The sequence below is a fragment of the Microcoleus sp. Pol1C5 genome, from assembly GCF_036701115.1.
In the GTDB taxonomy this organism is placed as follows: Bacteria; Cyanobacteriota; Cyanobacteriia; order Cyanobacteriales; family Microcoleaceae; genus Microcoleus.
The window spans coordinates 156,261-179,542 of record NZ_JAUBQE010000003.1; the positions used below are offsets into that span (position 1 = coordinate 156,261).

Consider the following 23,282-nt stretch of genomic DNA (forward strand, 5'->3'; position numbering starts at 1 on the left):
ACCCCCGTCTCATACCAAAAGTCCTCTAAAAGAGGACTGAAAAGCAAATTAAATAAACACTCAAATATTTGTCACCATAATCGATTATTTCTCACCATTATTCAGTCGGTTTCAACCGACTTTAGCTATGAGACAGGGGTTTCAACCCCTGGCGGAATCGCGGACAAACAAACGGCTCACTGGACAAACCATCGCGCCCACAGACAAACCATCGGGCCGACGAATAAACGATAAACCCCCGTGGTGTGGCAAATATTGTCGCCCAAATGCGAGAACCCCTACAAAAAACTTGGCATCGCCAGCCCCGAACCGATGAGTTTCACCGATAATAAATTAATGGATCGCACAATCCCAAATCCCAAATCGCAATGAAGTCAGAACGCGAACAAGCCTATCTCAACCTGATAAATCAACTGCTAACCTGTTCCAGCGGCGAAGAAGCGGAGGTATTGAAAACTCACCCGGAATTGCTGGATGATGGCTTAGTGGCGGCTATGCTAGAAGAGGCAGATTGTCTTAGAGAAAAAGGCGAACTAAATAATGCTAATTGGTTGATGAATTATGCCAGGATACTGCTTGGGATGAAGGACAACACCTCAGTGGCTGTCACCCGAAAAGCAGAAGCAGACAGACTGTTAGAACAAGGAATTCAGCAGTATGCAATCAGTCAATTTCGAGAAGCTTTGCATTCTTGGGAACAGGCATTAACTATTTATAGGGAAATCGGAGATCGCGCGGGAGAAGCTAATTACTTCGGCAATTTGGGCATTGCTTACCGTTGTCTAGGGCAATCCCACAGGGCGATCGAATTTCTCGAACAGTCTTTAAACATTTCACGGGAAATCGGAGATCGCGTGGGAGAAGCTCATTCCCTCGGCAATTTGGGCAATGCTCACCAATCCCTAGAGCAATACCACAGGGCGATCGAATTTCACCAACAGTCTTTAGACATTTCACGGGAAATCGAATATCGCGTGGGAGAGTCATTTTCTCTGAACAATTTGGGAAATACTTTCCTACAAACTCACCAACTTGCTGAAGCGGAAAAAGCACTTCGTGCCTCGATCGCAATTCATGAAACTATTCGTTCTGAATTAGTAAGTAATGACCACAAAGTCTCAATCTTTGAAACCCAAATATCTGCCTATCGCCTGCTGCAAAAAGTTTTAGTCACCCAAACTAGATTTGATGAAGCCTTAGAAATATCAGAAATGTCGCGCACCCGTGCCTTCGTCGAGTTATTGCGGCAAACCTTATTAACAACCCCCCCTCAGTCCCCCCCTTATCAAGGAAAGGAACAAGAGTTATCTCAATGCCTCCCTCTTAAGCCCCCCCTTAGCAAGGGGGAGCTGGGGGGGTTATCAAGATTTGAGGAAGAAGCAAACCTCTCAAAGCCCCCCCTTAGCAAGGGGGAGTTGGAGGGGTTATCAATTTCCCAAATCCAACAAATCGCCCGCGATAGAAACTCTACAATAGTTGAATATTCGATTATCTTTCATGACATTTACATCTGGGTAATCCAACCAAACGGCAACATCACCCATCGCGCCGCCAACCGCGAACCCCTCAACCAACAAAACCAAACCCTCAAACAAATCATCCTCAAAACCCGCGTCTCAATCGGCACCAATGAAACCGACGACGAAGGCAACAAAATTCACCTAGAATCCGAGTACAATCGAGACGAAACAGGCCGCTTTCCCCTATTGCAACTCCTCCATCAAATCCTGATCGAACCCATCTTAGACTTACTCCCCACCGATGCCAATTCCCCCATCATCTTTGTCCCCCACTACGACTTATTTTTAGTTCCTTTCGCCGCCTTGCAAGATAGCAACAACCGCTACCTAATAGAAAATCATACCATCCTCACCAGCCCATCCATCCAAGTATTAGAAATCACCTGGAAACATCAAAACCGAGTGCGAGGATTGAAACAAGCAGCCCTAATTGTCGGCGATCCAACCATCGCCGCCAAATTCAACGAAAACCCCTACAAACTCCGCCAAATTCCCAGGGCAAAAGAAGCCGCCGAAGCCATAGCCGCAACTTTAGGAACCGAAGCAATTAGCGGAGAAAATGCCACAAAAGTCGCCATTTTAGACAGGATGCTAAACACGCGCATCGTGCATTTATCCGCCCACGGACTCCTCGACGATTTCCAAGGTTCCGGCATTCCCGGCGCGATTATTTTAGCACCATCAGGAGACACCGACGACGGCGCGCTTAACGCCGCAGAAATCCAAGACTTAAAACTCGATTCCGAACTCGTAGTTTTAAGCGCGTGCAGCACCGGGGGCGGTAAAATCACCGGAGATGGAGTCATCGGATTGTCGCGCTGCTTCATGATCGCCGGAGTCCCCAGCATCATCGTTTCCCTCTGGAATATGGGAGCGATTTCAGCCAAATTACTAATGACTGAATTCTACCAAAATTTAGCACGGGGCGACAATCGAGCAGCAGCCTTGCGGTGTGCTATGCTAACCACAAAAGCTCGATTTCCGAGTCCCATAGCTTGGGCTGCATTTACCTTAATTGGCGAAACCGAAACTTTACTGCTGTCAACTGAAAAGAGTGATTTAAGGAGATTAGTAATGTCACTTCCCGATGATGCCACACCCGAAGAAATTGTGGCGGCTTTCACTAAGTTATTGAAAATATCCGAGCCGCAATTTGTCAAACAATTATCCGCAATAGATGTTGGTTCGACCGATAATATCAATATTATCGCTCAAACAATCAAAAAATGGTGCGAAACTCGGCTTCAAATTGAAGATAATTTAGAGAACGAAATTTATCAAATGGGTGCGGGCGGCGGTGATAGCGATGCACCTGAAGAAATCGTCAGGGAGTTTTACGAAACGCTGAAGGAAAATCAGATTCGACTGGGTTTGCCTCCGTCGTCTGCGCCACCTGCACCGCCAACAAATAATCCACAAACACCTTCCTAGGATAGAAACCATAAAAATCTTGTAGGCTGGGCATCTTGCCCGCCCCAAATATCTGATAGAAATACTCGAAAACATATCAAAAACTTGATTATGAGCCAAGAATGGCAAATTAAAAATCCCAGCATTAGCCTCTATCCTTTCCACCTGCGGGATGATAGGGACGAAGGCTATAAGCAAGTAGCAAAAAATGCCCAAATTTTGTGGGAAAATCTGGCAGATAATGTCGGCAAAGAATTTAACATCAACGAACTCAAATCCCTCAGAGACAAGCTAATTTGCTACAAAAACGGCGTCTATTATCCAGACGGCGAAGAGGAAAATCTGACTCCGGAAAAATTGCTGATTCCCGATGGAAAAACTTTGAAGTTCCAGCCAATTACTCAGCCAGATAACCAGAAACTTGATGGTTCTATCAATGCTCTGCGAGTTCAGGATACTTACATCGCAGACTTGACATTTTGCTATAAAGATGTCACAATTAAAGTAGCTGACTTAACTCGATTAAATCCCGAAGGTTGCTTGTTGCCAAAGGCAATTCAACCGTCTCTGGGACAGACATTATTATTCTACGCCGCACCAGCAGTTTATGATACTTACCGGAAACTAGCTGACGAATCTGTTAAAGCTTTTGTACAGGATAAACAGCCAGCATCAGTAGAGTTTCGCGCGGAAGGAAAGTTATTCGGGAGTCCGATTTTTGAGTATGACAGCCGCGAAGATGATCCGCGTCAGCGGTGTCACTTTCTAGTATGGTTGCAAGAAAATCCCCGAACTTTGGAATTCGCAACCTCGACGTTTAACTTTTACTTGATGAATCTGCTGTGTTCTCGCGCTAAAATTGTATTTGTGTATGGCGAAGCTCGGAAAAAGTATCGCAAAGCACAGCAAATAGTGGGCGAGTTAGAAAAGAAGCTGCCCGAATTACGTGCAATAGAAAGCGAACAAAATCGACAAGTTAAGTTGCAGAAGTTAAAGGAGTTGCTGGCTGAAGTTCACACTAAAATGTTGGCTTTTGCTCAGCAGATGCGATCTTTACAAGAAGACAGAAATACCATTGATACTAATGCTGAAAATTATGGTAAGGAGTTTACAAGAATTAGAGGTTTGTGCATCCCAGGCGACAATCTGGATTTTTGGCAGAGGTTTCTAGATTTAGCTGAGGATAAGTATCAGCGGCAAATTGAAATAGATTTAAACTACTTGATTGCTAGTCAAAATTTGTTCCAGCAGTCGATATCCACTGTGCGGGGGATGGTGGAAATCGAACAGGTGGAATTGGACAGGGAACAGATGGAATTATACAAGAAACAGGAAGACAGGGAGAAAAAGGGCGATCGCCAACTGGAGAATATCATCTTTTTTGTCGGAACTGCGATCGGCGGCGGACAAATCTTTTCCGCCGCCTATCCTCTACTCAAGGATACACGGATTCAATGGCAACCGAATTTTTCTCTACCGCTGCATCCCTTTTTTGCGACAATTATCTTTAGTCTGCTGTTTGGCTTACTATTTGGCTTGTTAACTCTGGGTATCGCCGTGTTGGTAAGGAAAACTTTTCTCCGATAATTTGGATTTAGGACTTAGGCATAAAACCAAAGAAACCGGGTTTTTCGGGGTTTTTGGGTGGTATAACTCATAGGTTGCAGCATTTTTAAGAACAGGCAAGATGCCTGTTCCACAAAGAGTCAACTTTTTGTGGGGAGTAGGGGTTGGGCATCTTCGCCTCAGCATTCTTAAGAACAGGCAAGATGCCTGTTCCACAAAGAGTCAATTTTTTGTGGGGAGTAGGGGTTGGGCCGAAGATTCCGCCCATAAATTACAAATATCGAGTTAACTGGACTCGATAGCGTTCCTTCTTAGTAACAGCAACTTCCCCAATTTCCAATCTTCCCTTGCCGGTAACAGCAATTAAATCTCCCGACTTGACATTATAACTAGCTTGAGTAACGTCTTTCCAGTTAACTCGCACGTCGCCGCTGTCAATTAAATCGGCCATTTTGCTGCGAGACATTGCGAATCCCGCCGAGGCGACAGCATCCAATCTCATGGATGCTTCAACGGTTGTCATTTCTTTCTTTTTGGGTTCTCTAATTTTTAGTTCGCTCAACTCAATGCGCCGCGTTTGTACAGGAACCGATCGCACTTGCTGCAAACTCATCTCCAAATACTCTACCATCTCCGGCATGACAATGGCTTGCGCGCCGCGTTCTCCCAAAACAATCACATCGCCCGTTTTCTCGCGGACAATTCCCGTACCCAACATCGCCCCCAAAAAGTCGCGGTGAGAAGCTGTATCGAACAAGAAATTGCCAGCAATTTCTACTGCCGCAACGTTAACGCTAGCAGAGTCGATGGGGATATCCGATCGCGCGATCGCAATTCTTTGTCTTTCAGCTTGCGGGTAGCCGCCCCAAGCCACTAATTCCACATCAGTTAAGCGCTTAAATACAGTCAGAGTGTCCGCCAATTCTGGCGGCGACAGAAAATCAGTCAGAGTAACTTCCCAAGTTTTAATTGCTTGTTCCGCTTGGTCGATCGCCCGTGCCACACATTCGCGGTTTTCAATGCCTTTTAACAGTTCTTCTCTTGGTAACATCAGTTAATGCTAGATTCTAATTTGAAATTGCCAAAGCTTGCTGTAACTAAAAAGTCTACTTTTTTAACAGTCGCACTAACTTAATTATAGTCTAAAATCATCAAATAACGATCTTAGGATTTTAGTTGCTGGTAAAGCTGATATGATGAGCACGATTATTGTACCAAATGTATGAAGTCTTCGAGTTAAAGTTTTTGCAGGAGATGGATCGAGTATGACAGCAAAATTGTCCACCCAACTACTTATTCTTCTTCACCCGCAAATACAGCTCTTCCATCGCCTCAATAAACGAACCATCCTTGTGCCAAAACTGTGGAAAATCTCCCTGTTTCTTCACCACGATCGCACTTACCCCACTTTGCGCTGCCACCTCAATCGTCTGCGGCAATCGCTTCGCACCATGCCAAAACTCTTTCAGGCTGACCGTTTGCGCCTCACTGGCGATCGCCCGCGTGTAATAGGAATCCACCGCCACAGGGGCCGCTGCATCCGCCGTTAACTCGGCAGAAAGCGCCATTCCCAAAGGCGTTTTTGCCAATTCGCGGTGCAGCACTTCCTTAGAAAGCCCCCGTAATTCAAACAGTAAAAATGGATCTTTGTCCAATTCTGCCGCCACCAAATAATAAACTCCGGCAATATGTTTGCAGGGATTGCTATAGTCTGGGCAAGAGCAAGTGGTTTTAAAGTCCTCGCGGCTGCTGGGTAAAAGGTGCAATCCGAGGGGTGCAAAAGCCTTTTCAATATTGTCGGGCATTTCGTTGAGAAGCAGCCGAGAAATGAAGCTGGCTTTTGATGCCATTTGGGCGATCGCCACTTTCCACTTTTCCTGACTAATTGGCTCAAACTCAATTTGAGTTATGTACAGAGGCTCCTTATAAACCCCAAAATAAGGATTAACCGAGCCTCTCACCTGTGCCATCACTAACCCATCATTCATGCCAAAGCTTTTTACCTTGCCGTTTCGTGCATAGGCACGTCCCCGCCCGAGTCGCCCAGAATCAGTAAATCTTTCTAACGCATCGATAAATTTATTGCCCCACCAAGTCCGAGTAAATTGTGGCATATTTTTGGGTTTCTCCTAATCTAAAACTGCATTTTTATTGAGCCTAATTAATTTCTTAAATGCCTCATTATCCAACTCAGTCAACCACGACTCATCCGCACCAATAATTGACCCTGCCAATTTCTTTTTGTCCTCAATCATTTGGTCAATCTTTTCTTCCAAAGTGCCAATTGCCACAAACTTATGCACAAACACATTTTTTTGCTGTCCGATCCGAAACGCCCGATCCGTCGCCTGATCTTCCACTGCCGGATTCCACCAGCGATCGAAATGGAACACGTGATTGGCTTTTGTCAGCGTAATTCCCACGCCGCCCGCCTTCAGTGACAGAATAAATACCGAAGGTTCAGACTCTGGATCTTGAAACTCTGAAATCATCCGTTCCCGTTTTTCGCGACTGGTTCCCCCGTGGATGTAGTAAGTGTTGTAATGTAGCGTTTGTTTAATATATTTTTCCAACGCGCTTCCCAGTTCTGTAAACTGCGTAAATACCAATAAACTTTCGCCTTCTGCTTTGACTTCCTCAATCATCTCGAGCAGCCGTTCCAGTTTGTGCGATCGCTCTGGTGTAAACTCACTTTCATCTTGCAAAAACTGGCGCGGATGGTTGCAAATTTGCTTCAGCTTCAGCAGTGTCGCCAAAATCATCCCCTTGCGCTTCATCCCTTCCGCCGCGTCAATTTCTTGTTCTACCTCTTTCACAATCGCTTCATAAAGCGAAGCTTGCTCGCGGGTGAGATTGCAGTAGAGTTTTTGCTCAACTTTGTCGGGGAGATCCTGAATAATCGACTTATCGGTTTTCAGGCGCCGGAGAATAAAGGGTTCCACTAATTTTTTGAGCGCTGCCGATTGCGTGCGACTCCCATTTTTTTGAATCGGGATCTCAAACAACTTCCGAAACTGTGCCTCTTTGCCCAGATAGCCCGGATTGAGGAAATTAAAAATTGACCATAAATCCAGCAATCGATTTTCCACGGGTGTTCCAGTCAATGCTAGTCGATGGGTAGCGGGTAACTTTAAAATCGCCTTGGTTTGCGCCGCTTTCGGATTTTTAATATTCTGCGCTTCATCAATTACCACGCGATGCCACGCTACGCTGCTCAACAGCTTCTCATCTTTTCGCACCAAGGTAAAGGAAGTAATCAACATATCGCAACCTTGGACGGCGGCTTTGAATTCCTTGGCATCTTGCAAGCGCCCAGGGCCGTGGTGTATGAGCGATCGCAATTCTGGAGCAAACTTTTCCATTTCCTTTTGCCAGTTACCAACTACGGAAGTGGGCGCAATTAGCAGCGTGGGTAGAACCGAAGGTGCGATCGCTTTTTCTGTCTTTTTTTCTATCTCTTTTGTAGTATATAAAACTTCCCGCTCTTGCAATAATCGAGCAATTACCTGCGCCGATTTACCCAAACCCATATCATCGGCAAGACAGCCATTTAATCCCAAACTTTCCAAATAACTCAACCAAGAAACGCCGCGCTTTTGGTAATCTCGTAACTTGCCCTCAAACTTTGCTGGATCTGCAATTAACTCTAACCGACTCTTATCGTGCAGCTTCTCCAACATATCCGATAAAGTGCGATCGCGCTCAACCTCCAACTGTTCGCTCGCTTCTCCTTCTGCCGTCAACTTCATAAAGTCAATCAGGCTTAAATCGGGGTTTTCTTGGCGATGTTTTTTCCAAAACTCCAACATCTCCTGCATCTTGTCTTTGTCCAGTTCCATCCATTGTCCTCGGAACTGCACCAGCGGTGTTTTGCTATTTACTAACGCCTGCCATTCTTGTTCGCTAACCCGTTCACCCCCGATCGCCAATTCATATTGATATTCCACCAAGGAATCCGCCGAAAACAATCCTTTGCCCTTGATTCCAGCGCTCTTGCTGCCCTTCCCTTTGACTTGCAGGCGAATCTTTGCCCGTTGTCGTCCCTTCGGCGTCCACCAAGCGGGGACAATCACTTTGTATCCGGCATCTTCTAATACCCAAGCGGACTCGCTGAGAAAGGTGAAAGCATCATCTAAGCTGAGGGTAATGTTAACGGGTTTGTCGGTTTCTAGCCCTTGCCAAAGTTGGGGATAAATGCGGGCAGCGTAGCCGAGATTTGTCAGCAAATGTTGCTCAAAGTTGTCTCCGAATTGTGTTTGCAACTGTTTTTGTTGAGTCGATCGCGATCGCCAATAATCCTGCAACGGCATCCGCAGAGATGGGTCTTTTTTCGCAGCCGCCTGAAACTCTAAAACCCAAGGCTGTTCGGGGTTTTCGGGGGATTGTAGTTGAAAGCAGAGGGAGAATGAATCAGCAGATTGATTGCGCGTAATGCGATCGCGCCAGGTTTGCCATTGCCGGTATTGTTCAAGGCTTACTCGCGCGATTTTTCGTGTTTGGTTGAGGCAGATTTGGAGTAAAGAATCCGCAATCTTATTTTCAAACGATGCTGGGATGGGGGTTTGAGTGACAATTTCCGCGATCGCACACTCGGAAAAATGCCGCAGCAACCGTTCGCGATCGTAGAACTTTGGTGTATCTTGTAGCTGGATCTTCCGAAAACCTGACACACAAACTAAAGGCATCCATTCAACATAGCGTTGTAAATCATTTTCGTACTGTGTTGAAACAATTTCCCATCCCGGATAAATCTCAAAGCTGGGTGCAATTTTGGCAGGTGTTTTTGGAGTTTTTGCAGTTGTTTTGGTTTTTGTCTCGCCCGCTTTCTTACGCCCGCGCGTGGCTTTCTCAGCGGGTTCGGATGTTTCGATGGGTACGATCGCGATCGGAGCAGTTTCTCGATAGCGCAACGCCGGAATATAATGATCTTTCAGAACAATTTGCTTAAAACTTTGGGTGTAGTGATACCAAAATAGCAAGTCTGAACCAAACTGAACTTCTGTTAAATCGTAGAGAGCAAAAAAATGCAGATCGTTCAATACTTTAGTCAAAGTGTGGGTGGCGATGGACACACAATCAACTTCCCAATACTTCAACTCAAATGTTTCGGGTAACTCTGTCTCTAAATATCGCGCTAGTTCTAAAGATGGCAACGGCTGGTTGTCGGCAGTGGGCAGTAAAAAATACCGAGGGACGATCGCGTATTCTAGCCCCATCGCACTTGTATTGCTGACTGGTGGCAGTTGAATCCCAGCTTCTTTCGTTAGAAAATCTCTTAACTGTGCCGTCTCCAATTGTCGGGGATGAACCTTAGCAGGCTGTTTTTTCTTTTCAGTGGTTTCAACCCAAAGACAAAAAGTTCCACCTTGAACAAAACTCTCTTCTGTTTGAGGAATCCAAGTCCCGTGGAGGATTTTCATAGGTCATACCAAACGCAACCTTTGGCAGCCTATCATATCATGAATGAGTGGGAAAAGATAAGAAGGCGGTTGAAAGCAGGTTTATATAAACCATGTCTGCTGGATGCCGAATAACGTAATTTTACCCCAGTTGTCCTCTTTAACCACCCTCTGCGGGTTTTGACTTGATAGATGCGGTTTCAACCGCCGAGTCTTCTTACAAATTTAGAAAATAGCAGTTAAATCCAACACAAAACCGGGTAGTACATCTTCACCGGACAAAGTTGCAGGTTCATCTAAAATTTCTACTTCTCTACCTTGACGGGAGATTTCTACTTTTCTATTTTTGCGATCGAGCAACCATCCCAACTTCGCTCCATTTTTCACGTACACTTTCATTTTAGCCCGCAATTTTTCTAGGGAGTCGGTGGTCGATTCCCTACGGGATAGCTTCGCTTCACGCAATTCCACCACAAAATCGAGACAAATCGGCGCAAATTTCTTTTTTTATTCCGCAGTTAAACCATCCCACCTATCGCGCCGAATCCAAGCAGCATTGGGAGAAATATCTGAACCGTCGGGCCGTTTAAATCCAGTTGAAGAGTCAAAAGCAATTCCCAAATGTTTATTTTTACGGCTCCAACCTTCGACTTGAAAACTTAGCTCCGCATTCCGTCTGCCTGTATCGCTACTCGCAGGCGGCATAATAATTAATTCTCCCGTTGCAGTCCGCTCAAATCTTAAATCCCGGTTGTCTATACACAACTGAAAAAACTGCTCGTCTGTTAATTCGAGCGTTAATTCTAGGGGAGAATGTAGGGGGATAGTTTGTGATTCCATAACTGCCTCCAAATATTACACGAGTTGAATGTCAACAGTCAACAGTCAACAGTCAACTGTTAACAAACAAATAACTAAGTCTCTGTATAACCTTGGATATTTTCCGGTTCAAACCGCTGCAAAATCTTCGCAGCTTTCCCAGTCAAATCATCAGTACCCTTAACCGCAATCAAAAATTTACCCGCATTCAAACGGTTGCGGTAGGGCAAAGCATCGCCGCTACCAAAAGCCATACCGCCCGCGCCTCCAACAAACACACTGCCCATCGCAGCGGCGATCGCACCGAGTAAGCCACCGATTGCGTGATCGCCAATTTCGCCCGCCCAGGCGAAAGTCTTCAACTCAGTCATCAGACTGAAAGTAACGCCAGCAATAAAGCCAAAGGGAATCAGCCAAATAGCCATGAGTTTAGCTTGTTTCTTCGCTTGCTGGTTGGGGTCGATCAAGCCAAATTCATCAGCAGTTTTGTAGCCGCGACCCAAAATGCTCACTTGCTTCATAGGCAAGCCTTCTTTTTCCAGAGCACAGTAGGCAGCTTCGGCTTGAATTCGATCGGGCAGTACGGCGATAAGATAATTCATTAGAAAACAATTCCTGATAGTTAGGCTTGAATAGCCAAAGTCTATTATAGCCAGAAAAGACATACTAGCTAAGCACTTGGGGGATTTTAACGCGGTCAGAGAGTCCGATCGCCCGCAAAGCTAAAATATTTCACGCAAAAAACGGCCGACCTTGACCGAATACAGATACAATTCAAACTGCACAAAGGCAAGCTTGAGCTGAGCTGTTAGATACTGCTGTAAGTCATAAGTCTCAACTTTGAGCTCGCCAACGCTCGGTCTATTTTTACTATTGCACTCAATTGCTTGCTATGCCTAAAGTTCTAGTATCCGATCCGATCGACCAAGCCGGAATTGACATCCTCTCCCAAGTCGCGCAAGTTGACGTAAACACAGGACTCTCAGCCGAACAACTGGTAAAAATTATTCCAGATTACGACGCTTTGATGATCCGTTCTGGCACCCAAGTTACCAAAGAAATCATTGAAGCGGGGAATTCACTTAAAATTATCGGCAGAGCCGGCGTCGGCGTAGATAATGTCGATGTACCAGCCGCTACCCGCAAAGGAATTGTAGTCGTCAATTCCCCCGAAGGCAACACGATCGCCGCCGCCGAACACGCGATCGCCATGATGCTCTCCATGTCCCGCCACATCCCGGAAGCCAACGCATCCGTCAAAGGTGGTAAATGGGAACGCAACCGCTTTATCGGCGTAGAAGTTTACAAAAAAACCCTCGGCATCGTCGGTTTGGGCAAAATCGGCTCTCACCTCGCGGCCGCAGCAAAAGCAATGGGCATGAAACTGCTGGCCTACGACCCCTTCATTTCCACCGAAAGAGCCGACCAGTTGGGCTGCCGCTTGGTAGAACTCGAACTGCTGATGCGGGAATCCGACTACATCACCCTACACATCCCCAAAACGCCGGAAACCCTGCACTTAATTAACGCTGAAGTGCTGTCGAAAATGAAGCCCACGGCCCGCATCATAAACTGCGCCAGAGGCGGCATCATCGACGAAGCAGCCCTCGCAGAAGCCATCAAAGAAGGCAAGATCGCCGGCGCAGCTTTGGACGTTTACGAACACGAACCCCTCGAAGCCGATTCCCCGCTGCGGAATGTCGGCCAGAATATCGTGCTGACGCCCCACTTGGGAGCATCCACAGCGGAAGCTCAGGTAAATGTGGCGATCGACGTTGCTGAACAAATTCGCGACGTGCTGTTGGGATTGCCGGCGCGATCGGCTGTCAACATACCCGGCATTTTCCCAGACTCGATCGAAAAACTCAAACCCTACCTGCAACTCGCCGAAACCCTCGGCAACCTCGTCAGCCAGCTAGCCGGAGGCCGAGTCGATTACCTCAACGTCCAACTGCAAGGCGAATTGGCCAACAACCAAAGCCAGCCCGTAGTCGTTGCCGCCCTCAAAGGCCTGCTCTCCCAAGCCCTGCGAGAGCGCGTTAACTACGTCAACGCCAGCATAGAAGCCAAAGAACGCGGAATTCGCGTCGTCGAAACCAGAGACGCCTCGATTCGCGACTACACAGGCTCCCTGCACCTCTCGGCCAAGGGAACCCTCGGCGAACACACCGTGACAGGTGCAGTGCTCGGCGAAAGCGAAATTCGGATTACCAGCGTTGACGATTTCCCGGTCAACGTTTCCCCCACTCACCATATGCTGTTTACCCTGCACCGCGATATGCCGGGGATTATTGGCAAAATTGGTTCCCAATTGGGCAGTTTTAATGTCAATATTGCCAGTATGCAGGTAGGCCGTAAAATCGTGCGAGGCGATGCGGTGATGGTTTTGAGCCTCGATGACCCTCTACCAGAGGGGATACTGGCGGAGATCCTAAAAGTTCCGGGAATTCGGGATGCTTACACGGTAAATCTTTGACGGATTTAGAAGTTTAGATTTTGGATGCCAGGACTGATAATTGGTAATGGGTAATTGGTCATTGGTCATTGGCCTGAAAGCGGGAATTTTTCTATTAGCCAATCCTCATTCCTCACTCCCCAGTTCCCAGTCTCCAGTTCCCCTGGGCCAATCTAAAATCTAAAATCTAAAATCTAAAATCGTTATGGCACATAGCTGGTGGGAAATTAGAATTCTTTGCGATCCGGCGCTGGAAGATATCATCTTTTGGCGTCTGGAACGATTTAACTGTCGGGGAACTGCTACTGAGCTCAAAAGCAATTCCTGCCTGATGTCGGCTTATTTGCCCGAAGAACAGGCAGGATTGCTGGATTTGGCCGCTCTGTCTCTGTGGCTGCGCCAAGATGCTCTGTGTGCAGGTTTGCCCCTACCTGCGATGCAGTGGGATTTGATTGAAGACGAAGACTGGGGCAGCACTTGGAAGGAGCACTGGCAGCCTCAAGAAGTGGGCGATCGCTTTTTAATTAATCCGGCCTGGCTGCCCTTACCGACTGATACCGATCGCGTCATTTTGCGTTTAGATCCGGGTGTGGCTTTCGGTACAGGTGCTCACGCCACTACTCAACTTTGTCTGGAGTCGCTGGAAATGCGCCTCGGTTTTGATGACAAAGAGTGCATCGTTGCTGATATTGGCTGCGGATCGGGTATTTTGTCGATCGGCGCCGTCTTGTTGGGCGCTACAAAAGTTTATGCTTTGGATACCGATCCTTTGGCAGTGCGATCGACCATTAGCAACAGACTACTCAACCGCGTTAATTCTCAGCAGTTGGTTGCAGAGCTCGGAAGTATCGATCGCTTGAAGGAAATGGTCGATGAGCCGATCGACGGTTTGATCTGTAACATTTTAGCAGAAGTAATCATTGATTTAATCCCGCAGTTCACTGCAATTAGCAAACCCACTACTTGGGCAGTGCTCAGCGGCATTTTGCTCGAACAAGCTAAGCCAATTGCCGACACTCTCGAACAGCACGGCTGGATTGTGGCTACTCTGTGGAAGCGCCAAGATTGGTGCTGTTTTAATATTCGGCGTAGTTAACAATATGGTAATTGCTAATTCCTAATTGCTAATTGGTAATTTTGAGTTCATATTTCATCTTTGGGAAGTGAACTTAAATAAATATCGAACCTGAAAAAAAACCGCGCCAGCCCAGTAAAAAGCATTGACCAAAATCAACAATCCTTTACCAGCATAAGAATTAACAAAACCAAAAACGCGGTAAGTTGACAGCAGCACTAACAACATTTCAACCACAGAAACAATTGACCCGTAGTGCTTCCGATCCCAATAAGAAAATGGACTGATAAAACGGTAATTGCTGAACGGAAAAAAGTGTCGGTGAGCGTCGTCATTATGGACCGGCAAATCTCCCAGAGAGTGCAGTATCATGCTAATAAACAGAATTTGCACACTTTGCCAGCCAAAGTAATAAGCAATTAGCAAACCAATAACCGCAAGGGGAATTGAATGAAACAGAGCCACAATATTTTGTACAAAAGGCTCATAATATGCTTTTGACCAAATTGTAGCTGCGGGCAAGCGAGCAATGTATTTCGCCCAAAAGTAAAATAAAAATATTGGAATATCCGGCAAAACTCCGCCGATCGCAATAATGAGATTAGCTTGCGGCAGTTGCGGTTTTCCGAGAATTGCCAGATTGATAATAGCGTGGCTGGGAGTTTTCATAAGTAGGGTGCGTCAACTAGGATTATCTTATTCATAATTAATCAGATATTAGCTGACGCACCCTACGTGTGAGATAATTGGCTCGTGCTACAAGAAAGGTTGCACTCGATCGATCAACTGCGCCGCTTGCATCACTCCCTCAATGCGATCGACCTCAGCGCCATTTTTGAACAACACCAAAGTCGGCAAAGCATAAATGTGATGCTGCGACGCCAACTGTTCGTACTTATCCGTGTCAATTTTGACAACCATCAGCTTGTCTTTCATTTGACCACTCACTTGCTCCAAAATCGGTGCCATCATCTGACAAGGCCCGCACCAAGTAGCGTAAAAATCTACCAACACCGGCAACTCAGAGCCGGATAGTAACTCTTCAAAACTGCTGAACTGTTTTTGAACTGCCATAAGACAAAATAATTTTTTGGGTTCTGGCTCGATTTTAGTGCAAAATTCTCTGGTAGATTGCGAGGATACAATTATGGAACTATTACCAGAGACTTTTCAGAGATTGCGGGGTCAAGTTGCTGTCGTGACCGGTGCGTCGCGGGGAATCGGCCGCGCCGTTGCTTTAACACTAGCAGCAGAGGGCGCTAAAGTCGCCGTCAACTATGCGAGTTCGAGTGCTGCTGCTGATGAGGTGGTAGCAGAAATAGTCGCTGCTGGAGGAGAAGCTGTGGCGCTTCCAGCAGATGTCTCGAAAACTGACCAAGTAGATTTACTCACCAGTAATGTCATGGAAAAATGGGGACGAATTGACATTTTGGTGAACAATGCCGGCATTACTCGCGATACTTTGCTGCTGCGGATGAAGTTGGAAGATTGGCAAGCGGTAATTGATTTGAATTTAACTGGCGTGTTTTTGTGTGCGAAAGCTGCGAGTAAAATCATGTTGAAGCAGCGAAGCGGCCGAATTATTAATATTGCTTCGGTTGCTGGGCAAATGGGCAATCCCGGACAAGCTAATTACAGTGCGGCAAAGGCTGGGGTAATTGGGTTTACTAAAACTGTGGCGAAAGAGTTGGCGACTCGCGGGATTACTGTGAATGCGGTTGCACCGGGTTTTATCACTACAGATATGACTAAGGATGTCAAGTCTGATGAGATTTTGAAGTATATTCCGCTGGGGAGATACGGGGAAGTTGAGGAAGTTGCTGGGATGGTGAAGTTTTTGGCTGCCGATGCGGCGGCGGCTTATATAACGGGGCAGGTTTTTAATGTGGATGGGGGGATGGTGATGGCTTAGGATTTCGGGATTTTTTTAACCGCAGATGCACGCGGATTAACGCGGATATTTGCGGTTAATAATTACTTTAAGGCGGCGCACAAGTGACTGAGGATTTTTTTGTATTTTGCAATCCGTTGAAAATCTGCTTCTGTCGGATTGGCGATGCGACGAATATCGAGGTTATGAGTAACATCAGCGATTTTAACTCGCAGTGCGATCGGGTTGGCAATCACACGTTCTAAATAAGCTGCATAAGCTTCTCCTTCTATTTTGGTAATCGCCTCGATCGCCGATACGATAACTTCAGGAAAACCTTCGCTTCTAAGTTGCTCAAGTGTCAGTTCAGAATCTTCGACCGCATCGTGGAGAACCGCTACCATTTTTTGCTCTAGAGAATTTACATTTTCCATCACAAATAGCGGATGATCGAGATAGGGATTGCCTGCTTTATCAACCTGCCCCTCATGAGCTTTTGCTGCGATCGCGATCGCCCGTTGTAGTAATAATTCGTACTCTGAATTCGTGTTTGACAACATAGTACAGAAGTTCTCTATTAAAGTTTCACTCCCCTGGCGGCGAAAAGCTCGTGTGTGGTTTGTGATTTTAAATATTCCTGCAACAATTTCCAAGCCATTTGAGTACCATCACCTGCGTTGACTTTTTCAAAGTCTACATCTTTTCTCAAAACTACCAAACCGACACCTTCTTTGATTTCTATTTTATCACCATCGCTAACTATCGCCAAAAAAAGGTGATTTTTTTGTAAGATATTTCTATCATTTTGGGTCTTTTGGTGAGTAAAAGTTGCGATAAATTCCATTGTGTAATCATCGATCGTGAGGCAAGTTTCTTCCTCCATTTCTCGCACTGCTGCCTGCTGTGGAATTTCTCCAATGTCCACGCCACCACCAAAAGTAGAAAGCATTCCTTGACTGGCAATACCTGGAATATTATCTCGCAGTTGTGCCCCTATTTGACCGTTGGGGAGCATTACAAAAATGCGAACTATTGACTTGGGAATATTCATATTATTGAGGAAATAACTAAACTAACAAAAGTTGCTCTATAGTTGTCTGATTTGACTACAAATTTTTTTAATCCAATTGTACACCGCAGCATACAAATCATGCAAAATTTTGACAGAACTTTTCCAAATAGATTTTTCTTTGACCTCTGAAATCTCCTCGATTTCCACGGGCAGCGGCGGCATCCCGACTACTTCATAGAGCGGATATTCGCCGCTTTTTCCCGGAATTTCAACTAATATGCACCGATTGACGATCGCCAATTCCTTCACTTCCTGATAAGTCTCTTCGGAAATCAATAAACTCGTTCCCACTTGCTTGTTAGCAGCTTCGATCCGGCTGGCTAAATTCACTGCATCTCCGATCGCAGTCACTGTCTGATTTTTCAACGCCCCCAAATTCCCCACAACCACCCAGCCGCAGTGAATCCCAATCCCAATCCGCAATCGGTGACGGTATAAGTTTTCAAAATAGGGATTGAGTTTCTCTAGTTCCTCCAGCATTTCCACCCCAGCCCTCACCGCTTGTTCGGCCGCCTTCTCAGGATTTTCCAACCCAAACAGCGCCATTAAACCGTCACCCATATAATTATTAATCATCCCGCCATTCCGGTTGATCGCAAAACCCATTTTTTGGAAATAGCGATTTAAAACATAGATTACGTCGTAGGGCAACAGCGATTCTGCAAAAGGCGTAAATCCTCGAATATCCGCAAACAAAATCGCAATTTTTTTCTCTTGACCCACAGGAGTAGAAATCAACTTTCCGGCGATTTGGTCGGTAAATGATTCCAAGTCTTCAGAATCGATCGCCAATCGGCGCAAAATCACCTTGCCGCCAGCAACCTGCGTCTGACAAGCCAGCCTAATTTCCGGCTCCAAACGCAATTTTTTGGCAAGTTCCTCCTCCGGCGCAGTGCGGCGAGAGCAAAATTCCAAACCTTCGACAATCAATACCCGGCAAGTCGAACATCGGGCGCTACCGCCGCAGATGTGGGTGTGCGGAATGCCGGCACGCAGGGAAGCTTCGAGAATTATATCGTCGTCGTCTATCTCGATCGTGCGATCGTCCGGCAGATAGTGAATCTGTGGCATATGTAGCGCGTCTAGCTAATTAGCGAGGAATCTCGCGGACATCTGTTATTGCAGCGAATCTGTATGCAAACCCGGTTTCTCGGCATTTTTTCTGTATCCCCTGATTCCTTAACTATAAGTCGCGATCGGCATTTGCTTCTCGTTGCGTCAGCTCAAGCCCCCAACTGGCACCAGTTTAAAAAAAGAATGCAACTCTAGGCAAGAGTCCAACTCTTAGCTGATCATTCATTCTCAATTCTAAGATATAAAATGGTATAAATGAACACTGAAATTTTCATTTCACCGTGAAAATACCCCCATTTAAGCTGTGGAGTTAATCTCAAATCTCAAATCTCAAATCTCAAATAAACTGACATAATTCTTAATAAAATTCCGATCGCCCAAAGCCCGATAAATCCGTTATCAAATCCCCTTCAACGGCGATATATTTTTCGGAATTTTCGGAATTTTCCTGTGGAAACCTGACTTTGTAATAGTTTCAGCTTTTTTGCTCTCTAACAACCAGCTAATTTTCGTGAGATAGAATAGCAGCATCTTTAAAACCACTATAGCCATGACTTCATCAACAGCCCTACAAAACCTCGAAAAGCACATTCCCATCGTGGGAGATGTACATACCAAAAGTCCGATCGCCTATCGAGCAACCCGCCTCGCAGTCAGTGCAGTTAACACGGTGCAAATGGCAGTAGCAGAGTCTTACATCAACGGATTAGAAGTCCCAGATTCAGTATTGCGATCGCTTTTTGATACCTGTATGCCCGTCTTTTTTAAGCATTTCCCGTCCCTGCTTGCACCCTACGAATGGGTACTAACAGAAACAGACCATACAGCCGAAGGACCGCGGGATTTAATGAAGATTCAGTACGACTTACCTCAAGCAATGCTGAATCCGATGTTAGGCGATGGAAAACTCATTTATCCTAAATACAGCATGGGATTGTGGGAAAAAGGAGCCGCCAACCTTGAACAAGCGCAAATGCAGATGATTGATGATGTTATTGAGAAGCTAGAGATTCAGGATGGCGACAATATTTTAGACTTTGGCTGCGGTTGGGGTTGTGTTCCGAATTACATTCTTTCCAAATTCCCCAATGTCACCTTTACCGGGATTAACTTGAGCCACCACCAATGCGAGTATATGCGTCAGAAGATGCAAGACCCCGAAAGCTACCTTAGTTCCGGTCGATTTACCTTATATGAAGGCGATTTGAACGACGCCAACTTCGAGACAAAATTTGATAAAATTCTCTCCATAGGAGTTTTTTGTCATGTAGGTAATTTAACGAAGGCTTTCCAAAAACTCGCCTCTTTCCTGAAGAATAACGGCAAAGTTTTCATTCATATCATCACAGTTCGCACTCCCAACAATATATCCAGCGTTTTCACCCACAAATACATTTTCCCCCACGGTCGTTACTGGAAATACGATGCCGTTCCCAGCCACAATAAAGACCTCAAAACCATTCAAAGATGGTATCTCAACGGATACAATTACTCCACAACCTTTGCTAACTGGCTGAAAAACTTTGACGATTCTCAGGCAATAGTCAAAGATTTGGACTACGGCATCGACTATGCCAAATTTCGGCGAATCTGGCGGTTTTACTTGATTTGGTTTGTGGCTAATTTCGCGAGTTGTGACGGCGAATATAACGGCAACGGTCAATATTTAATGGTTCGTGCCTAACCGCTAATCAAGACCCAGCTCAAAAAACCGAACACCCCGAACCCCGACATCTCAAAGAAGTCGGGGTTCTTGAGTGCGAGCTACTTATCGGGAGAATGAAACCTTTCAACCTAGATTTAGGGCGATCGAGAACTGTTGCCTTCTTTGGAGGAATTTTTCTGAGTTTAAAAAAATCCGGAATAAGATTATTTCTCGGTGAATAATACCTATATCAAGCGTGAGCCTGCACAATAGTTTTTAAATTCCATCCTCGATCAGTAGTGATGATGTCTGATATTTTACTACAAAAAGAGAGTAGATTTATACAATGGTAGACAATATGAAACCTTCTCTTCCTCAAGACGACCCGAACCCAGAACAGCGCAAAGATTCCTTGAATCGTCAGCAACAAGCTTATCAGTTTGACTATGAGAGTTTATCACCTTTGGCATTATTGAAAGAGGTGCCCGCAGTCGAGAATTTTTCGAGCAAGTATCTTGCAGAACGGATATTAGCAACCTCGGAACTTCCAGCAAATATGCTGGCAGCCGATTCGAGAACTTTTCTCGATCCTCTCGACCAACTCCAAGACTATGAAGACTTTTTTACTTGGCTGCCGCTACCTGGAGTTGCCAAAATTTACCAAACCGATCGCTCTTTTGCAGAACAGCGCCTGTCTGGAGCCAATCCGATGGTGCTTCGCCTGTTAGATGCCAGCGATCCTCGGGCAGAAACACTGAGGGGTCTTTCCAGTTTGCACCCATTATTCGATCTGCGCCAAGAGTTGCAGGACAAAAACATTTACATTGCCGATTACACAGGTACTGACGAACACTATCGCGCGCCGGCTCTCGTTGGAGGCGGAACCTATGAAAAAGGCAGAAAATACTTGCCGAAACCACGGGCTTTTTTCGCTTGGCGGTGGACGGGAGTCCGCGATCGCGGTGAAATGACACCTATTGCCATTCAACTAGATCCCAGCCCAGATAGCCATGTCTACACCCCATTCGATCCTCCTGTCGATTGGCTGTTTGCGAAACTCTGCGTACAAGTAGCAGATGCCAATCACCATGAAATGAGCTCGCATTTAGGTCGAACTCATCTGGTGATGGAACCAATCGCGATCGTCACCGCCCGACAGTTGGCAAAAAATCACCCGCTGAGCCTGCTGCTGAAACCGCACTTTCGCTTTATGTTGACCAACAACGATCTGGCGCGTTCTCACTTGATCGCTCCCGGCGGGCCCGTCGATGAATTGCTAGGCGGCACCTTGGCTGAGACAATGGAACTTACTAGAGAGGCGTGCAGTACGTGGAGTCTTGATGAATTTGCCTTACCCGCTGAACTGAAAAATCGGGGAATGGATGACCCCAATCAACTGCCTCACTATCCTTACCGAGATGATGGATTGCTGCTGTGGAATGCGATTGAAACCTTTGTATCGGGCTATCTAAAATTCTTTTACCCGACGGAGATGGCGATCGTACAAGATGTGGAACTGCAAACCTGGGCCCAAGAATTAGCCTCAGATAGTGGCGGTAAAGTCAAAGGAATGCCAGAGCGCATCAACACAGTTGAACAATTAATTCAAATTGTCACAACTATAATTTTTACCTGCGGTCCCCAGCATTCAGCTATCAATTTTCCTCAGTATGACTACATGAGTTTTGCCGCCAATATGCCCTTGGCAGCCTACCGAGACATTCCTAGAATTACTGCTTCGGGTAATCTAGAATTGATTACGGAAAAGGACATTTTACGGTTGCTTCCTCCGTACAAACGAGCGGCTGACCAACTGCAAATTCTGTTTATTTTGTCAGCTTATCGATATGACCGTTTGGGTTATTACGATAAATCTTTCCGAGAACTCTACCGGATGAGTTTCGAGGAAGTTTTTGCTGGAACGCCGATCCAACTTTTAGCCAGACAGTTCCAGCAAAATTTGAATATGGCAGAACAAAAGATTGATGCTAACAATCACAAACGAGTCATCCCTTATTTGGCTCTCAAGCCTTCGTTGGTACTAAATAGCATCAGTATGTAGGAGTATATTTGTTGGGTGGGTGTTTCGCCCACCCCACAAGAAAATTCATTTTTTGTGGAACAGGCTTTCTGGCTTGTTCTTAAGCATCGTAGAAGATGTAAGAACCCCTGCACATTCTCAGCTTTTGTATTCTTCAGCGATCGCGCAATTCACGGACATTGTACCAGACGAATCGGTGAAGGTGATTTCATCTTGATAATGCCGGGGTGTTTGCATCAGCAACCGCCAAGCTTGCCCAGCATCGATTAAATTCAGGCGATCGGGATAGTGAATTTCCAACAACTCTTGCACCATCGGATAATAGTTTGAGTTGATGCTGGGGAAAATATGATGCTCTGTGTGGTGAGAGAAATTTAAGTGCAGCAAGTCAAATATTTTAGGAACCCGCACTGAAGCACTGTTGATCAGCGGATCGTTAATGGCGGTCATCCGGCAACCCATGTGGTTGGTATAGATGTAAAACATTGCGCCTGCATGACCAATTGCGATCGGCAAAAAGTACGCAAGAGCGATTTTGAGCGGATGAAAATTTAGGTAGAACAAAATGCTCGCATGAATTCCTAAAATTCCCAGACATTCAAATGCAATTGTCAATCTATCTTTAGGACTAACTGTAAAGGCAGCCGGTACGTAATCGACAGATTTATCGTTAAATAACAGTACCGAGGTGAGATTGCGGAAATTATGCACTAACCACGAACCGGCCATCCCTACCATTAACCACACCGAATTGACTTCCACCGACGGGACAAACAGATTTTGAATCCATTTTCCCCAAGTATCTGGTTGCTGGTAGAGATAGTTGCGATCGGGGTCGGCCACAGAGTTCGTGTTATTGTGATGTACGAGATTGTGCAGATTTTTCCACTGAGTAGGCGGCATAAACAGCATACTTAGTCCCAAAAAGGCGATCGGATAAGTGAAGCGCGACTTTTTCTGAACGCTACCGTGCATCAAATCGTGGGAGCTAAATAGCAAAACTATAATACTATTGCCCATGATGACTGCTAAAGGTAAGTAAAGCCCTAAAAGATAAACAGGCCAGCGATCGAGATTAGCAGCAATTCCCCATCCCAGCAATAAAATAGCAGCGTTGATGAATAGTATTGCTAACTTGCTCCGATCGGGTTCAAAGGCATCAGACGGCAGCAGCGGACGCAATCTTTTTACATATACCGAGTGATGAATTAGCGTTTCTTCGCCTAAAGTCGGCGTTGCCACCTTGTCTAGAGTATTGAGTAATTTTTTGGATTTCATGCTATCGCTAAGAGTATTTTCATGGGTGAGTTAATAACTTTTTAAAGTTAATTAGAGC

At 45.8% G+C, this 23,282-nt stretch carries 17 protein-coding genes and 1 pseudogene; 7 read left to right on the plus strand and 11 right to left on the minus strand.

Annotation, left to right across the window (positions count from 1 at the left end):
• Positions 1–368: 368 nt before the first annotated feature.
• Together QUA23_RS02845 and QUA23_RS02850 are read left to right on the plus strand one after the other, a co-directional pair.
• Positions 369–2,951, plus strand: a complete 2,583-nt coding sequence (locus QUA23_RS02845; RefSeq protein WP_333073081.1) for a CHAT domain-containing protein — start codon at positions 369–371, stop codon at positions 2,949–2,951.
• Between the two features lie 90 nt (positions 2,952–3,041).
• Entirely contained in the window at positions 3,042–4,517 is a 1,476-nt protein-coding gene (locus QUA23_RS02850) for a hypothetical protein (protein WP_333073082.1), read from the plus strand.
• 250 nt (positions 4,518–4,767) lie between these two features.
• Here QUA23_RS02850 and QUA23_RS02855 read toward each other — a convergent pair whose 3' ends face one another.
• From QUA23_RS02855 to QUA23_RS02875, 5 genes and pseudogenes are all read right to left on the minus strand, one after another.
• The gene (locus tag QUA23_RS02855; RefSeq protein WP_333073083.1) at positions 4,768–5,547 is read right to left on the minus strand and encodes a photosystem II S4 domain protein; all 780 of its coding nucleotides are present in this window, start codon (positions 5,545–5,547) and stop codon (positions 4,768–4,770) included.
• 238 nt (positions 5,548–5,785) lie between these two features.
• On the minus strand, positions 5,786–6,610 hold the full coding sequence (locus tag QUA23_RS02860) for an SWIM zinc finger family protein (protein WP_333073084.1): 825 nt from the start codon (positions 6,608–6,610) through the stop codon (positions 5,786–5,788).
• Between the two features lie 15 nt (positions 6,611–6,625).
• Complete coding sequence (locus QUA23_RS02865) at positions 6,626–9,916, minus strand: DEAD/DEAH box helicase (RefSeq protein WP_333073085.1); 3,291 nt, start codon at positions 9,914–9,916, stop codon at positions 6,626–6,628.
• A 204-nt stretch (positions 9,917–10,120) separates the two neighbouring features.
• A pseudogene (locus tag QUA23_RS02870) lies at positions 10,121–10,735 on the minus strand (Uma2 family endonuclease).
• A gap of 74 nt (positions 10,736–10,809) precedes the next feature.
• A complete protein-coding gene (locus tag QUA23_RS02875) occupies positions 10,810–11,316 on the minus strand; it encodes a hypothetical protein (protein ID WP_333073086.1) in 507 nt (168 codons plus the stop codon).
• A 290-nt stretch (positions 11,317–11,606) separates the two neighbouring features.
• Here QUA23_RS02875 and serA point away from each other — a divergent pair, with 290 nt between their 5' ends.
• Positions 11,607–13,190, plus strand: a complete 1,584-nt coding sequence (gene serA, locus QUA23_RS02880; protein WP_333073087.1) for a phosphoglycerate dehydrogenase — start codon at positions 11,607–11,609, stop codon at positions 13,188–13,190.
• 184 nt (positions 13,191–13,374) lie between these two features.
• Complete coding sequence (gene prmA, locus QUA23_RS02885) at positions 13,375–14,265, plus strand: 50S ribosomal protein L11 methyltransferase (RefSeq protein ID WP_333073088.1); 891 nt, start codon at positions 13,375–13,377, stop codon at positions 14,263–14,265.
• Between the two features lie 54 nt (positions 14,266–14,319).
• On the opposite strand, the gene QUA23_RS02890 is transcribed toward prmA, so the two are convergent.
• On the minus strand, positions 14,320–14,913 hold the full coding sequence (locus tag QUA23_RS02890; protein WP_333073089.1) for a hypothetical protein: 594 nt from the start codon (positions 14,911–14,913) through the stop codon (positions 14,320–14,322).
• Between the two features lie 87 nt (positions 14,914–15,000).
• A complete protein-coding gene (gene trxA, locus QUA23_RS02895; protein ID WP_333073091.1) occupies positions 15,001–15,318 on the minus strand; it encodes a thioredoxin in 318 nt (105 codons plus the stop codon).
• A 73-nt stretch (positions 15,319–15,391) separates the two neighbouring features.
• Between trxA and fabG the strand changes: the two genes are divergently transcribed.
• Entirely contained in the window at positions 15,392–16,156 is a 765-nt protein-coding gene (fabG, locus tag QUA23_RS02900; protein WP_333073092.1) for a 3-oxoacyl-[acyl-carrier-protein] reductase, read from the plus strand.
• A 62-nt stretch (positions 16,157–16,218) separates the two neighbouring features.
• Here the strand turns inward: fabG and QUA23_RS02905 are convergent, their stop codons facing one another.
• Genes QUA23_RS02905 through QUA23_RS02915 form a run of 3 tightly spaced genes read right to left on the minus strand, consistent with a single transcriptional unit; the run spans position 16,219 to position 18,257 of the window.
• Positions 16,219–16,674, minus strand: a complete 456-nt coding sequence (locus QUA23_RS02905) for an HD domain-containing protein (protein ID WP_333073093.1) — start codon at positions 16,672–16,674, stop codon at positions 16,219–16,221.
• Between the two features lie 17 nt (positions 16,675–16,691).
• A complete protein-coding gene (locus QUA23_RS02910) occupies positions 16,692–17,165 on the minus strand; it encodes an NUDIX domain-containing protein (protein ID WP_333073095.1) in 474 nt (157 codons plus the stop codon).
• 36 nt (positions 17,166–17,201) lie between these two features.
• Positions 17,202–18,257: an adenylate/guanylate cyclase domain-containing protein gene (locus tag QUA23_RS02915; RefSeq protein WP_333073096.1), complete on the minus strand. Its 1,056-nt coding sequence runs from the start codon at positions 18,255–18,257 to the stop codon at positions 17,202–17,204.
• A 553-nt stretch (positions 18,258–18,810) separates the two neighbouring features.
• Here QUA23_RS02915 and QUA23_RS02920 point away from each other — a divergent pair.
• Positions 18,811–19,944 carry a class I SAM-dependent methyltransferase gene (locus QUA23_RS02920; protein ID WP_333073097.1) on the plus strand — a complete coding sequence of 378 codons (1,134 nt, stop codon included), beginning with the start codon at positions 18,811–18,813 and terminating at the stop codon, positions 19,942–19,944.
• A 319-nt stretch (positions 19,945–20,263) separates the two neighbouring features.
• A complete protein-coding gene (locus QUA23_RS02925) occupies positions 20,264–21,967 on the plus strand; it encodes a lipoxygenase family protein (protein ID WP_333073098.1) in 1,704 nt (567 codons plus the stop codon).
• 117 nt (positions 21,968–22,084) lie between these two features.
• On the opposite strand, the gene QUA23_RS02930 is transcribed toward QUA23_RS02925, so the two are convergent.
• Positions 22,085–23,224, minus strand: coding sequence for a fatty acid desaturase (locus QUA23_RS02930; protein WP_333073099.1), 1,140 nt, complete (start codon positions 23,222–23,224; stop codon positions 22,085–22,087).
• Positions 23,225–23,282 lie beyond the last annotated feature (58 nt).